The organism is Candidatus Nitrosotalea bavarica (assembly GCF_900167955.1).
Lineage (GTDB): Archaea > Thermoproteota > Nitrososphaeria > Nitrososphaerales > Nitrosopumilaceae > Nitrosotalea > Nitrosotalea bavarica.
The window spans coordinates 60,862-75,196 of sequence record NZ_FUYK01000011.1; the positions used below are offsets into that span (position 1 = coordinate 60,862).

The following is a 14,335-nucleotide window of genomic DNA, read 5'->3' on the forward strand; positions in this document are numbered from 1 at the left end:
AATTTGTACCAAATGATATTAAATTTTAAATGCATACCAGAGAGTAGAATGTGATATAATGAGATTTAAAAATAACGCATTATCAAAGCCGTCGAACAAAATAATTTTGTCAGTATTTGTTTCACTATTTGTTTTAGCAATAATTTCCGACATTCCCAAATCATATGAACATGCCTTTGTCATAGACAGTAGTCCTGCACCAGCGTCATCAGTAAACACGGCTCCATCACAGGTTGAGATAGAGTTTGTTGATCCCATTGACATGCGTTATAGTCAGATTAAAGTCATGGATGCAAATGGTAAAGCCATACAAAATAATGACTGGCATTTTACAAATAACGAACATACAAAAACTGCTGTTTCCCTTCCACCAGATACTCCAAATGGGATTTATACGGTGTATACCAAAGTACTTGATGCAACAGACGGCCATACAACTACAAATGCTTTTGTTTTTGCCATAGGACAACCAATACCACAAAATCTTTTGAATGCAAAAACAAACATTAGTTTTGCAGATATTGTATCCATTCCCGATGCCATTGCAAGATATCCATCACTAGTAGGACAAATTATTGTTGTAGGAGCAGTCTTCTCATCATTCTGGCTATGGAGACCAGTTTCTAGAATTCCTGCACTAAATGATGCATCAAGACTAATGCGTTTCAAGATCGATAAGAGCACAACCAAGATTGTATTGATTGGCTCCATAATTATTTTGGCAGGAGATTTGGCAATGATTGCATCAGAAGCATTGTCAATAAATTCTGGCATACTAGAAGCAATGGGCACAACATTTGGAAATTTGTGGATTGTCAGGATGGTATTATCATTAGTACTATTTGGTGTTGCTTTATTTTCCTATCTTAAACAAAAAAAATCAAATATAATTTTATCAAAAAGCCAAATCATCATACTATTTGCATTAGGTATTGCAGTACTTACCACTACTACTTTGATAAGTCATGGTGCAGCAAGCGGCAAATTGCTGCCTCCAATACTTGATTTCGTACACAATGTCGTAGCATCATTATGGATTGGAAGTATAATTTACTTGGCATTTGTTGCAGTTCCACAATTAAGACAATTACAAGATGAAAAAAGTAGCATGGCTATTTTGTCATTGATAATACCACAATTTTCCACCATAGTTGTTGCGCTTCTTGGATTAGTAGTGATCACGGGGCCATTTCTCCTCTATGTACTTGAGAATAATCTTTCACTAACGCTTGTATCAATATACGGTGAAATTCTCATCATCAAGCTTTCATTAGCTGGAGCAATGATTGGAATAGGCGCTTTTAATCAAAACGTCATTCATAGAAACGCACTCAAAACAATTGCCTTGTCATATATTCCAAGGAGTTCTACAACAACTCAACATAGCGAAACTAACAAGAATAATACAGGAAGATCAATTCTTGCAAAGTTTGACAAAAGCATAAAAATCGAGGCAATAATAGGGTTAGTTCTAATTGCCTCAATTGCAGTATTGGCAGATTCCGGACTTCCAGCCATTCAATTTCAAGATGAATTAGTACAACAGCAGCAACAAATTCCGCATGTTTTTGCATTTACTTCACTCGAGAGTTTAGTTCAAAACAAATTTACTGAAACAAGTTTTACAAATAATGGAAACATAATACTAACAGCAGATCCATTCTTTGCCGGAAAAAATAATATCACCATATCTTTTGTAGATTCAAAAAATAATCCAATAGACATAAACTCAACAAAAATAACACTTAACCAAGTAGACAAAGGAATTGGTCCAATTGCAGTTAATGATGCCGTGAAGATATCACAAGGAGTATTTTCTGTAAATACTGCCGCACTGGCAATACCTGGTCACTGGGAAGCACAGGTAGAAGGTATAACAACAACATATGGAGCACTCAATGTTGTTACAAATTTTAATGATCTATATGTAAAGCCAAATTTGAATCAGTTACAAGCCAACATAACAGAATTCAAAATACCAGACAGTAAGGCTTTGCCACTATATCCAATTTATGACATCATCCGAAATGTAATTTGGGTTGGAGACTCTGAAATTAATAGTGGAAGAATATGGGAGTTTGATCTAAACTCTAAACAATATACAGAGCATAAAATTAATGGAACAAACATAATTACTGGCACGGCAATGGACTTTCAAAATAACATATGGTATATCGATCCTATAACAAAAATTATAGGTCAATACATGCCAGATGTTGGAAAAGATCAAAAATATCACATTCCAAACAATGGTACTGTATCAGGCATTGTTGTAGATAATTCAAACAATATCTGGTTAACTGTATCAAGTACTAGTGAGGTTTTGAAATTAGATGCAAAAACAAAAACATTCCAATCAATCAAGTTACCAGATAATTCCGTGCCACTTGGCATCTCCATTGACCAGTCAACAGGCCAAGTATGGGTAGCAGAGAGTGGCTCAGGAAAGATTGCAAATATAGATCCTGCCCAAAACTACAAGATCACAGAATACAGTCCGTTCAACAGTACGCTTGCAAGTCCCACTACTGTATTATTTGATTCTGTGACTGACCAGGTCTTTGTTTCAGAACATGACGGCAAGGCAGTATCAGCTTTTGATCCGTTACTCAAGACTTTCAAAAAATATAACACAGATCCACAAGGTTTACCGTTTGGCATGGTCTTTGATCAAAATCACGATCTTTGGTTGACACAACATACTCTAAACAAAATAACAGTCATAGATCCAAGAACTAGCAAGAATGTTGAATTTAACATACCATCCCCATCATCATTTACTCAATGGATAACAGTCGATTCTCAAGGAGACCTAATAATAGCAGAGCAACGTGCAAATGCACTTGGGATAATCACCACTAGTCTAAAGCCAGGATTTGTTGAAAACACTGAAACAAGTGTCACGCTAGGTTTACCATTAGGAGTAGGATATGCAGATGTGTCAGGTCCTTCAATAGCAGCAGGATTAGTAGCTGTTGCCTTTTTCTATTCAAAAAGTGTAATAGATCTTAGGAGTAGCATAAAACAAGTAAAGAAAAGCTACAACTAACGCAAATTTTTAATCAAGTATTTGTCAATTACAATTTTTGTACAAATTTATTTATACAATTTTTCAAAAATTAATCTTAATACTAGTAAAAAAATTTGTTGCTAGCGTATCTTTGGCAGAGCCTTGGTAATAATAATTACAGAAATAAATGAAAGCATTACAAGCAAGATAGGCATTGGAAACTCTGGCACTACTTGAATATTCAATCCAGATATAAAATTAGGATGTATATACATATGCACTATCATCATAACATTGTTTCCAGATTCTTTTGCGCCAATAGCTTGCTGCAAATTACCTAATGCGGTTCCAATCTTATCAAGATAGGAAGATGTGCTTGATGGAGCCATTGAGTTCAAATCTTGAAACATGGATTGAGCTGTGGTTGTGAGTTCTTGAGCACTTTGGTATGCTGCCTCATCAACAATAATACTTGACATTCCAGACATACCACTCATGCTTCCAGACTGCATCCCAGACATACCTTTCATTCCTGACATACTACCAGAACTCACAGATGATGAATTATTCATGCTCATACTACTCATGTTCATATTTGCCATATTAGTGAGATCAACATTTGAGCCAATAGCATCACCATAATCTACTAGTACTTGATTTAAGACATTAATTATTGCAAGAGATTTTACAGTTGCGTTATTTTGTATAGAAGCTGAAATTTCTGTAGATTCAACCTGATCCAAAAGTTGATTCAGTGCATAAGATTTTTGTGATGCAATAGTCGGATCTACATTAGTGCTACCAGATAAAGAATACAAGTCATTAATTGCTGTTGACAGACTATTAGCCAAAGTTGCGTTTTGTTGAGTAAGTGTATTCATATCATTCAACCCCCAATATTCTTGACTTTTTGCAATATGCCAGTGAGACATCTTACTGTCAGAAATATTATTTGCAATAAGCTTTGATTCTACCTTGAATTCTTGTATTTTTGCAATAAGATCTGCATCAGAATTTTTTACAAAGGAATGAGCAAATACTGGATGAACGAATAGCACGCCCACAAGTGCAATTACCATTAATGATGCAACTATTTTCTTTGTCAAACTATACCCACATCTTTAAAATAATATTAAAATGTAATGGTACAATCTTCGAATATTATTAATTTCGGCACAAGATTTCAACAACCATTGGCATCGACTACAAATGATAACTGGACAGGTAATCGAGAAATGTCTATGTAAAATAAGAAAAAATTAGTCAAATGATTAAATACTATAAAAGATATAATCACACCATGAAATGCGGTTGTGGCGGAGACAAATGCATATCTCCAGATTGTAATTGTGAAACAACAGGAAAATGTACTTGTGGACCCTCGTGTCAGTGTAATGCTAAAAAGTAATCTTTAGCACCTCCAATTTTAATTCAATTTATGAAATAATTTATGTGACGGTTTTAATTTTATAAAACATGGTTAAAGAAAAAGTGTCTGTGAAGAAAGAGTCTTTCAAACTATCGAAAAAAATTGTAATTATCGCAGTATTGATTTTAGTTGTAGGCATATCAGCAACATACATGAAATTCAGATTACATGCACTCCCAGATATTGATGGAATAGAGTGTAATCAAATGGAACAGGCAGTCTTTCACATACATGCCCATCTGGATGTGTATGTAGATGGACAACATCGAACGGTGCCTGAATTTATAGGAATTATTCCAAATACATGCTTTTACTGGTTGCATACCCATGATCCTACTGGCATAATTCACATCGAGGCACCACAATACAAGACATTCACTCTCGGACAGTTCCTTGATGTATGGTCTAAATCATTTGAAAACTCTGGGATTCCCACTGGAACACCAAAGTCATATGTAAATGGTAAAGAATTCACAGGAGATTTTAGGGAAATTCAGCTTAACGCCCATGATGAGATCGTACTGGTGTATGGTTTACCGCCAGATTCAATTCCAATCTCCTTTGATTTTCCCCAAAACTTGTAGAAAGATTGTTTTAGCATGTCGGATTAAAAAGTAGATTATCAGATTCAGAGAATCATATAGAGAATATTTTTAAAAAAGAAAAAATTAAAGACGCCTAAAATATCATAAGAAAAAAGAAAAGAAGATAGTTTTGTGATTATCCCATACCATTCAGATATCCCTCTAGAACAGAAAATGTTGAAGTATTTCTGTCTGTAAAGGTTACCGAATTTTTACCGTCGTTCATCATCACAAAATCTGATGCTCCATCGGGGTTGTTGGTTGTATTACCAATGTCAAAGTGGTATGCACATATTCCACGTCCAGGATCTGAGATATGCTGGAGGTATTGAATATTAGCCGGCTCTAGAGTATTAACACCGCCATCAAGTATTCCCTCATAGACTCTAACTCTTGGTTGTCCAAGATCATCACATGGTAAGATTGTTGCCATGTGTCCCTTCGTAGTCATGAATGGAGTGGTGTCAGCCAAGTCAAGATATTCACCTGGATGTAGTGTCAATCCGCCTAGTTTGAACCACTCTTCAGTTGGAAGATTTGGTGGGCCTGTAGCGTCAACTTTCCACGAAGTGCTAAACATTTCACAGTGACCTGCTGTCGCGATTCCATTTGTAATGGTACAGGCATTTTGAATCGAATAGCTTGTAGTGTCAACAATGCATTGTCCATTAGCTGTTGATGGATCACCTGTGAATCCTGTTGGTATAGTGTAAGTTTTCACCATACTCGTACCAAAGACTGAAGGAGTCACCTGAGTACAGATAGGCAAGGTCGGGTGTGTGACTTGACTTGCTGCTTGAGCTTGCATCGTGTTTTGCATGTCTTGCATAGAACCCATTCCTGACATGTCCATTGCAGACACATTAGGAATAATGACAATTGCAGCTAAGGCCAATAGGCCAAATAGTGCCCCTAAGGAGATTGTCTTGTTTTTCGTCATTACGTACAAAGTATAAAATTTTCAATTTAATAGATCTGGTACATTCGATGAATGTACTACATATGTTATAGTTTTTTTCCTTACCAACATAGAATACTGGAAACATAGAGTAAATGACATTCAACTCATCATCACATATGTAGAAGTTGCTTAATATTATTACAGCATAATCCACCCAACAGATATCAAAAATAAAATGAACTCAAAATCTGTTTTATCAACACATTAGACTTTTTACCATAATTTTATGCAAAAATTTTCAGCTCGATCTTTACTGCATGGGCGCACTATCCATACAGCAAAGACCTGAGCAGGATGAAGTCAAATCATTACGCAGTAATAAGATCACACCATTTTACAAGATAAAGAAATTGGTACATTAGTCGAATATACCATTTAGGAACATACTTTGTTCATCCACGAATGAGTCGTTCTATAGTTGTACCAGTTCGTTTAAATTTCTAAAAAGAGTAAATTCATTGTGCTAAAAGAGAGCCATCTATTGGAAAATAGGCCAAAGCTTTTCGCCATAGTCATTTTCACCGTAATCGCAGTTTTTGCAGTACCGGTAATATTGCCTCACGTATTTCATGAATTTCAAGTCTTCCACATACTATTACACCTAAGCGGAGTTGCAATCGCCAGTTTTCTCACCATAGTTTCCACATTAGCATATACAAGAATTAGAACAAAAAGACTAATGTTTACAATGATAGCATTTGGTTTATTTGCAGTTGCAGAGGTATTTTCAGTCATAGATGCAGCATGGCAATATACTTATTATTTCGGATCTGTCTCAGCAGATGAGGTAGGACATATTCTTGAATTATGTACATTGGGGATGTTTGCATTAAGTGTCTTTAGGAGAGATTAGAATGAATAGAGAGACAGAGATCATAAACGTTGTAGAGAAAAATCCAGGGATAAAGTTTCGAGAAATCATGAGAGAGACTGGACTTAAAAACGGAGTTCTAAGTTATCATGTAAGAAAATTAGAGGAAAATGGAAGTGTAAAGATAGATAGAAAGTCTGGAGAGACGCGATTCTATCCCCTTTGCGTTACAGATGAGGAATCAAATCTTATAACAAGTCTTAGACGAGACACTCAACGATATATTTTATTGTCTTTGCTTGATGGCAAATCACTTTCATTTAATGAAATAGTACACAAAGTCAGAAAATCGCCTTCAACTGTTTCCACATTTCTGGGCAAACTCGTTGAGGATAACATAGTAGGAGTTAAGATCATAGAACTAAAGAAAGTCTACTTTTTAAAAAATGCAGACATGGTTCATGAGATAATTGAAAAATACAATCCAATTCTTCTTGAAAGAACGGCATATAATTTTGCAGACACATTTGCAAACCTTTAGGAATCATAATTCATACAATTTCACAAGTACACTCATGAATCATCCAATTATTGTACCATAATACTAAATACGAGCAAATGAGAACCTACTCACTATTTATTTAGAGTCAAAGAGTAAAACTCGATCAGATTTGATAAAAATTGCAATCCTGTGTACTATAACATGTATTTTATTTCCTAGCGTCATGTTCTTGTTAGCCTATGGAGACGGACTTGCAAGTGAAACATTACCACCATCAATGATTGGCAACAAAAATGTCACATTATCAATCAACACATCACCATTTTTGATCGACAACTATCATGCCGGAACACAGATAAATTTCGTATTGATGGATGTCACTGATCAGCAACCAATTCCAGAAGCAACAATTGCAGTTTCAGTCTTCAAGGATGACAAAGCTGTATTGGGTCATGTGTTTATGAGCGATAGTGGAAATTTCCTACTTGATTTAATTCCAGACCCAACAACAAACAATACTTCAATTGATGAGCAAGGCGGACCATTTCCAGGTCTGCTAGGTCACGGCGGAGAATACAACATCAAAGGACCCGCATTTTCCACCACGGGATTGTACAAATTCAAAATCGAAGTTCTCACCATGGGATCATATGATTATCAAGTCAGCAAATCATTTGATGCTGGAGTATCACTTCCAGAAACCACCAATTATCAAATCTATGATAAAGACTATGGAAATCAGACAGTTACAGTAATTGCCTATTATGATCAAATTAATGATTTTCAATACAATTCAAACGATAAGACTATGAGTTTTGTGATGCCGTTTGACTGGAGTCAGGATAATGTAAAACAGGTATCAGTTGTGCATCAGGAATTAAAGATACCAAAATCATTTAGTGATTTCATAGTTACAAAATATGATGCATCCATTAATGGAGTAAAAATACCTGATAAAGAAATCAGTATAGATGATTATTCATCAGATGAACGAATTGTACACCTCATTTTATACAAAACAGATGTAGCAAATGTTGCAAAAGAGCAGAACGGTACAAAACAAGAGATGGACTTTTTACTGTCCCCTAGTAACACGACCAGTTTTCCAATTGTACAATATACAAGAAATGCACAATACAAAATGAGTCTCAGCTGGGATCCGCCAAAAATTCTTCCAGGTTCAACAACTAGATTTAGTTTTCAAGTTCTAGATCCTTATTTGGTAAACAAGACAGTTAATTCCATAGACTATGACTTTTCCATAATTGCTGGAAAAAATGGCGTAATATTTCACAACAGCGGTACGACTGACAACAATGGTAATATGAATAATATCGACGTTCCATTCCCATCTAATTATACTGGTCCAATTACAATTGCTTTTGAGAATCTGAATGGAAACAGTTTTGCCGATTCAGAATTCTCAGGAATTGTTTCACGCCCCATAATAGTTCCAGAATTCCCAGCAGGAGCACTACTAATAATTGCAATCATATTTTCAATGATCATAGCATTTCCAAGACTAGTGAAGAAATGAAGCGCGGAATTTTAATCATAATTGGAGGAGCATGTATGCTCATAGGAGGCCATTTTCTTTCACAGATGGTACTGGATGTAATTCCAACAATCAATCCAGCAAACTCAAGCGTAATAGCAGATACAAATTATCACATGGTGACTCTAAGTAACCAATTAACTACAGTCAGCCAATTTGGAATCATAGTTTTGTTTATTGGTGCAATTACATTTTTTATAGATAGAAAAAAATCCAGTAACTCAGATCCGAGTATTACTAAAATTTAACATACCAAGTTTCCATAGTTCTTACGTCATATTGATTTGTTCTAGTTAGCACACATCAATGTTGTAGTACATTGAACTTTTCCCAATTGCCTGATTTTTTTTGCTATTGTTTCACTAATCTCATCGATATTAGGGCACTCTATTTTCACTACAATGTCATAGTTACCAAATACACCTGAAACTTCCTTTACAGAATCTATTGATTTTACTCCTTCAACAATTGCTCCCTCTGCTCCCATTTCACAATTTATCATGACATAGGCAGTTTCCAACTACAATATATCACCTTCATAATATATGAAATTTTTGGTATTAGTCCATTCTAAAACATCATAATTTGCGATTTTATAAATATATTACAAATTAATTATTTAAAACAACATATTTTTTGAAATACTTTTAGGTCAACATCAGATAATTAGAAATCTCAATTTTACCTCAAGATTAGTCATATTAAAAAATAAATAATGTAAAACTACTGGTCTTCAATTAAGAATATTACACTTACAGTAGTTGTTACTTGCTGATTTGATGAAAATATTGGTGTGGACCTATCAACCATGGCAGACATTGCACCTGGATATATTGGAGGAGGAGGCGCGTTAAATTCAGACAAACTTACCGTTTTTACGCCAATTATTTTCTGACCTAAAGGATCAATTGCTTTCTCTGCTCGAGATTTCGCATTCAAGACAGCTTTGTCTAGCAAATCATCTTGCATGCTCTGTTCTTTTTCAGGAGAGAGTGAAAAGGATATGTTGTCTACCCGGTTAGCACCTGCACTGACCGCAGTATCAGTAATATTTCCAGCCATTGATAATTTGGTGGTTTTTACATACAAAGTATTTGAAGTTTGATAACCTATCAGTTCTGACTTGTGTATGCCAGTAGTCTGATCTGGTATAGAGTCATTGTATACTGGATAAATGGAGAAGTCAGCTGTGCTAATCTCGTCTTTACTTATTCCAATATTTTCAAGAGCATTCACTATAGCATTCATCATTTGAGAGTTTGAGCTGATTGAATCTTGGGCAGTCTTTGCTTGAGTATCAACGCCAAACTGTACAGTGACCAGATCTGGCAATACGGATGCAGTTGCTGAACCTGTAGAAGATACCGTTCTCTCCTGCGATGCAGCTATTGCAGGTACTTGCTGTCCATCAGCCTCTTTTTGAGACATCTCAAAACTAACAAACATTGCAGTTGAAACAATTAGAATCGCAGCAAGTGTTACAAGCATAGTTTTTTTCCGAGTTGTCATTAACTTGTATTATATCAATAGAGTTTATAGACTTTGATTAAATTTCATTTTAACTTGATTTTTTTTGGAAAATTATAATATAACAACCAATATCGTGTATTTTCCATTAAAATTTAATAAAAACACTATTTTTGATTTTTTTCATTTTCTTAAATTTTACAAACTCGTTAATTGATACTCATAGACAATGTAAAAATAGCAATGAATGTTATTTTCATGTATCAACATGTTGCCTTTTGTACTAGACCTTTGGGGATGCATGCCAGAACTTTCCAAGAACTGCGTAGACATGACAAATGCCTCTTCCACATACCTAGGAATTGTAGGAGGAGCAATAGTTGGAGGAGTTGTCAGTTGGTGGATCTACAACAGACAAAAATATACTTCTGAGAAACAAGATCACATTCTAGGCAGGGTAAAAGATCTAGAAGAAAATCATACTAATATTTTAAAAAAACTAGAAGACTTTGATGATAAACATGAGCATTCGTTTGATGCAGTGCAAGACCTCAATAGGAAAATGGACACTCTTTTGAAAAAATTAGAAGACTCGTCAAAATAATATTATTATTTGTCTGAAAGAGTCCATTTTTGTTCCGTATTCATTTGTAATATTTGATCAGGTGGGATATCTTTATGATCAATACCAATGTGATTTGTATACTCTAGCAGGCTAGTAAATTTTTTCTTGCATACAGGACAGTTCTTTTCAAATCCAGCCATCATTATCTAGGATGTCAATTTTGTATTTTAATATATTCTAGATTATCATAGTCTAGATCTTGTAACACATACTAGGAGCGAGGCGGCATATGGAATATTTTTTGAGGTAAAATTTTTAGAAGAATCCTCTTTTCACCAGGCATTGCAAATGGATACTTGTCAACTCCCAAGTATTTTTTTGCCATCTTGTCTATGTGTTTGTCAGCATCATGAGTTGTCTGCTCTATTACTTTGCCCCGTATTGTAACCATATTGTAAGGATTTTTTTGATCAACTATAGAAATTGCAACCCTTGGATCTCTTGAGACGTTTCTTTGTTTCACTCTCCCCTCAGCAGTATTTACAATGATTACGCCATCAACCAAATCAATCCAAGTAGGGGTTATCTGGGGAGAATTATCCTTCATCAAAGTAGCAACAAATGCCAAATTTTTGTCTTCAAGTAATTTTGCTACTTCTGGAGATATCATACCAGTTTCAGTCATGGCAGTTCTGCCTTGCTTCCAAATTTGCCATCCATCACTATTTCTGACAAAGGCTTTCTAGTGTTTGGTATTTCACGTGCCTGAAGTTCTGGGGATAGTTTTTCCTTGGGTCCCCTTTTTCCAATTGCTATCATTGCAACTACTTCGTAATCATCAGGCACCGCCAAATCCTTTCTTGCTTTTTCATAATCAAATCCTGCCATTGCATGAGTAATCAGCCCTTGGGAGACTGCCTGGATTGCAAGGTTCTCCCATGCAGCACCGGTATCAAATTGGTGTGTTATCGATGGCTTTCCATTATTCTCAAAGTTTTTTCTAGAAACTATAACAACTAGAGCAGAAGCATCAGAACACCACTGTTTATTAAAATCAATAAGAAGATTGAAAAGATCATTCCAGTTTTTTGAGTTTCTTTTTGCATAGATAAATCTCCATGGCTGACTGTTTGAAGATGATGGAGCCCATCGTGCAGCTTCAAAAAGAGAAAACAGTTCTTTATCACTTATTTCGTCATTTACAAATGATCTTGGAGACCACCGGTTTACTATCACAGGATTAATTTCATATGTGGTACTTCGTGTTTTCCCAACCTCTTGGTCTATCATAAATATTGCAGGCAGTCTTTGATACTTAAGGTTAACAGTACTTTTCTAACAATCTACTAAACCAGAGTTCTTGATGTAATAGATTTTTTTACGGTAACATTAGATTAGCTATTGAAAAAAATGTGCATCATTGCATTATTTTTTCATGTTATCAATATAAGAAAATACAGGTGCAAGATATCTACTTGAAGCAATTACAGTGCATGCAATACCTGTCCCAAGAAGTATGCCACCTACCACATCTAGCGGATAATGAGCCCCAACATAGATTCTAGAATATGATACTAATAATGCCTCAATTCCGAGAATTATTGAAAATATAATTTGTTTTCCTTTATTAAATCTCAAGAAAAGAATTGCGGCTCCCGCTGAAACAATTGTGGCATGACCTGAAGGAAAAGATGGGTCGGATTCATTGCGTACCAATAGATTCTCGCTAGAGGGTCTGGTCCTATCTATCTCATTTTTAAGCACAGTGCCTAGTGGAATTAGAATTAAAAAGGCAATTGTAAGCAACACTGCTGTTTTTCGACCGTCTTTTTTACCCAGTACAGCAAGTAATAGAATTACAGATATCCAGACTACTTCTCTGCCATATTTTGTAAAGTCAACCATTATTTTATTGAAAGTTTTTCCATGAGGATTGTTAATTGTTAGAAATGAAGATGCATCCCATTTGGCAACTTCATTGTTACTAGAAATCAGAAAAGCTAGAATTGCAAAACTTGCAAGTAGTATTGCAGACACTATAACATATTTCATACAATATAATGAAAATGATGGGCGGTATAAAATAGATTACATATTCATTTGCCAAGGCAAAGATCGTGCACTTGTTCATCACTTTCTCTGCGGCAAGACTTGCAGTAGAACTTGTATGGCTTGTTACATACAAGACAAGTCTTTAGGGTTTGAAGTTCATATCCACAATGACGGCATGTATCTATTCTCATTTTTGGTTAAACATGTGAATTAAAATATTTAACAATTCTACAGTATTTCATATGGTTAACTTGCAGTAGGATAAGCTAATGCATAGTCAGGCATTCACGCCAAGTCGACAATTAAATCACTTGAGCATTTTAGTTTAACAATAATAAGACGAGTTAAAAGCCAGATACAATAAACTATTTTTTAATTAAAATTCATTCTACTCTGTGATGTATGGTAAGTTGATCATAGTATCTGACAGATTTTACATTTACAAATTCCATCATTCCATATCTTGAAAGTTCTCGTCCAAAGCCACTCTGTTTTACTCCACCAAATGGAATTCTAGGATCAGATATGACTACATTATTTACAGTGACAATTCCTGATTCTATTTGTCTAGATAATTTTTCTGCTTTTTCCAGATTTTGTGTCCAGATACTAGCTCCAAGCCCATATTGTGAGGAGTTGGATAGCTTGATTGCTTCATTTTCATCTTCGACCACAGTTACTGGTGCCACGGGACCAAATGCCTCCTCATGGGCTACTAGCATGTCAGGAGTAATCCTGTCAAGCACGGTTGGTGCATAAAAATAACCTTTACTTTTGAGCCTCTTTCCTCCTGTGAGAATTTGAGCACCCTTGTCTACTGCATCTTTTACAATTTCTTCTATTCTTTGCAAACCTTCAGCATTTACAAGTGGTCCCATGTCAGTTGTATCAGACATTGGATCGCCCACTATGAGTTTTTCTGTTTTTTGGACAAATTTTTCTATAAACTCCTTTGCATGATTTTTTACTACAAAAAATCTCTTTGATGCAATACAGCTTTGTCCACAATTGATGAATCTACCTTTAACTGCTCCAGTAGAAGCTTTTTCCACATCGGCATCTGAGCATACTACAAATGGATCACTTCCACCCAATTCCAAAACACATTTTTTGATTTGTGAAGAAGCTCTTTGTGCAACTTTTGCCCCTACAATATTACTGCCAGTAAAAGTCACTGCGTTAATATCAGAATCAATTAATTTTTCTGCCATTTTAGAATCACTTACCAACGTTTGGAAAATTCCTTCTGGAAATCCAGCACTTCTAAACATGTTTTCCATTTCAATACCACATTGCATAGTGACACTTGCAGGTTTTAGAACAATTGTGTTTCCAGCCATAAGTGATGGAGCTGCAAATCTTAATGCCTGCCAGTATGGAAAGTTCCACGGCATTATAC

General features: G+C 35.3%; 16 protein-coding genes. 7 read left to right on the plus strand and 9 right to left on the minus strand.

All coding sequences use genetic code 11. The features are described from left to right. The first annotated feature begins 58 nt into the window (after positions 1-58). Entirely contained in the window at positions 59-3,049 is a 2,991-nt protein-coding gene (locus C0Q33_RS07870) for a copper resistance CopC/CopD family protein (RefSeq protein ID WP_101478047.1), read from the plus strand. 101 nt (positions 3,050-3,150) lie between these two features. On the opposite strand, the gene C0Q33_RS07875 is transcribed toward C0Q33_RS07870, so the two are convergent. Further along, a complete protein-coding gene (locus C0Q33_RS07875; RefSeq protein ID WP_101478048.1) occupies positions 3,151-4,116 on the minus strand; it encodes a hypothetical protein in 966 nt (321 codons plus the stop codon). A 370-nt stretch (positions 4,117-4,486) separates the two neighbouring features. Between C0Q33_RS07875 and C0Q33_RS07880 the strand changes: the two genes are divergently transcribed. Then, positions 4,487-5,023 carry a hypothetical protein gene (locus C0Q33_RS07880; protein WP_101478049.1) on the plus strand — a complete coding sequence of 179 codons (537 nt, stop codon included), beginning with the start codon at positions 4,487-4,489 and terminating at the stop codon, positions 5,021-5,023. Positions 5,024-5,159: 136 nt separating this feature from the next. Here the strand turns inward: C0Q33_RS07880 and C0Q33_RS07885 are convergent, their stop codons facing one another. Next, positions 5,160-5,963 (minus strand): hypothetical protein, encoded by an 804-nt coding sequence (locus C0Q33_RS07885; RefSeq protein ID WP_101478050.1) that lies wholly within the window; start codon positions 5,961-5,963, stop codon positions 5,160-5,162. A gap of 481 nt (positions 5,964-6,444) precedes the next feature. On the opposite strand from C0Q33_RS07885, the gene C0Q33_RS07890 reads away from it, so the two are divergent. The 4 genes from C0Q33_RS07890 to C0Q33_RS07905 all read left to right on the plus strand — a co-directional run bounded on the left by C0Q33_RS07890 (position 6,445) and on the right by C0Q33_RS07905 (position 9,100). Then, positions 6,445-6,837, plus strand: a complete 393-nt coding sequence (locus C0Q33_RS07890; protein ID WP_101478051.1) for a hypothetical protein — start codon at positions 6,445-6,447, stop codon at positions 6,835-6,837. A gap of 1 nt (position 6,838) precedes the next feature. Next, positions 6,839-7,336: a winged helix-turn-helix transcriptional regulator gene (locus C0Q33_RS07895; RefSeq protein WP_101478052.1), complete on the plus strand. Its 498-nt coding sequence runs from the start codon at positions 6,839-6,841 to the stop codon at positions 7,334-7,336. A gap of 184 nt (positions 7,337-7,520) precedes the next feature. Further along, positions 7,521-8,834 (plus strand): hypothetical protein, encoded by a 1,314-nt coding sequence (locus tag C0Q33_RS07900; RefSeq protein WP_101478053.1) that lies wholly within the window; start codon positions 7,521-7,523, stop codon positions 8,832-8,834. Then, positions 8,831-9,100, plus strand: coding sequence for a hypothetical protein (locus tag C0Q33_RS07905; protein ID WP_101478054.1), 270 nt, complete (start codon positions 8,831-8,833; stop codon positions 9,098-9,100). The genes C0Q33_RS07900 and C0Q33_RS07905 overlap by 4 nt, the downstream gene beginning before the upstream one ends. A 41-nt stretch (positions 9,101-9,141) precedes the next feature. On the opposite strand, the gene C0Q33_RS07910 is transcribed toward C0Q33_RS07905, so the two are convergent. Both C0Q33_RS07910 and C0Q33_RS07915 read right to left on the minus strand, forming a co-directional pair. After that, positions 9,142-9,372, minus strand: a complete 231-nt coding sequence (locus C0Q33_RS07910; RefSeq protein ID WP_101478055.1) for an Lrp/AsnC ligand binding domain-containing protein — start codon at positions 9,370-9,372, stop codon at positions 9,142-9,144. A gap of 203 nt (positions 9,373-9,575) precedes the next feature. After that, on the minus strand, positions 9,576-10,361 hold the full coding sequence (locus C0Q33_RS07915) for an SIMPL domain-containing protein (RefSeq protein ID WP_101478056.1): 786 nt from the start codon (positions 10,359-10,361) through the stop codon (positions 9,576-9,578). Positions 10,362-10,587: 226 nt separating this feature from the next. On the opposite strand from C0Q33_RS07915, the gene C0Q33_RS07920 reads away from it, so the two are divergent. Continuing rightward, on the plus strand, positions 10,588-10,923 hold the full coding sequence (locus tag C0Q33_RS07920) for a hypothetical protein (RefSeq protein WP_101478057.1): 336 nt from the start codon (positions 10,588-10,590) through the stop codon (positions 10,921-10,923). A 5-nt stretch (positions 10,924-10,928) separates the two neighbouring features. On the opposite strand, the gene C0Q33_RS09365 is transcribed toward C0Q33_RS07920, so the two are convergent. The 5 genes from C0Q33_RS09365 to C0Q33_RS07940 all read right to left on the minus strand — a co-directional run. Further along, positions 10,929-11,087, minus strand: a complete 159-nt coding sequence (locus tag C0Q33_RS09365; RefSeq protein WP_165776479.1) for a hypothetical protein — start codon at positions 11,085-11,087, stop codon at positions 10,929-10,931. 68 nt (positions 11,088-11,155) lie between these two features. Next, entirely contained in the window at positions 11,156-11,569 is a 414-nt protein-coding gene (locus C0Q33_RS07925; RefSeq protein WP_245867393.1) for a PPOX class F420-dependent oxidoreductase, read from the minus strand. Beyond that, on the minus strand, positions 11,566-12,174 hold the full coding sequence (locus tag C0Q33_RS07930; RefSeq protein ID WP_101478058.1) for a nitroreductase family protein: 609 nt from the start codon (positions 12,172-12,174) through the stop codon (positions 11,566-11,568). The genes C0Q33_RS07925 and C0Q33_RS07930 overlap by 4 nt, the downstream gene beginning before the upstream one ends. A 135-nt stretch (positions 12,175-12,309) precedes the next feature. Further along, the gene (locus tag C0Q33_RS07935) at positions 12,310-12,936 is read right to left on the minus strand and encodes a phosphatase PAP2 family protein (protein ID WP_101478059.1); all 627 of its coding nucleotides are present in this window, start codon (positions 12,934-12,936) and stop codon (positions 12,310-12,312) included. Between the two features lie 383 nt (positions 12,937-13,319). Further along, a partial coding sequence (locus C0Q33_RS07940; protein ID WP_101478070.1) for an aldehyde dehydrogenase family protein occupies positions 13,320-14,335 on the minus strand: 1,016 nt, incomplete at its 5' end.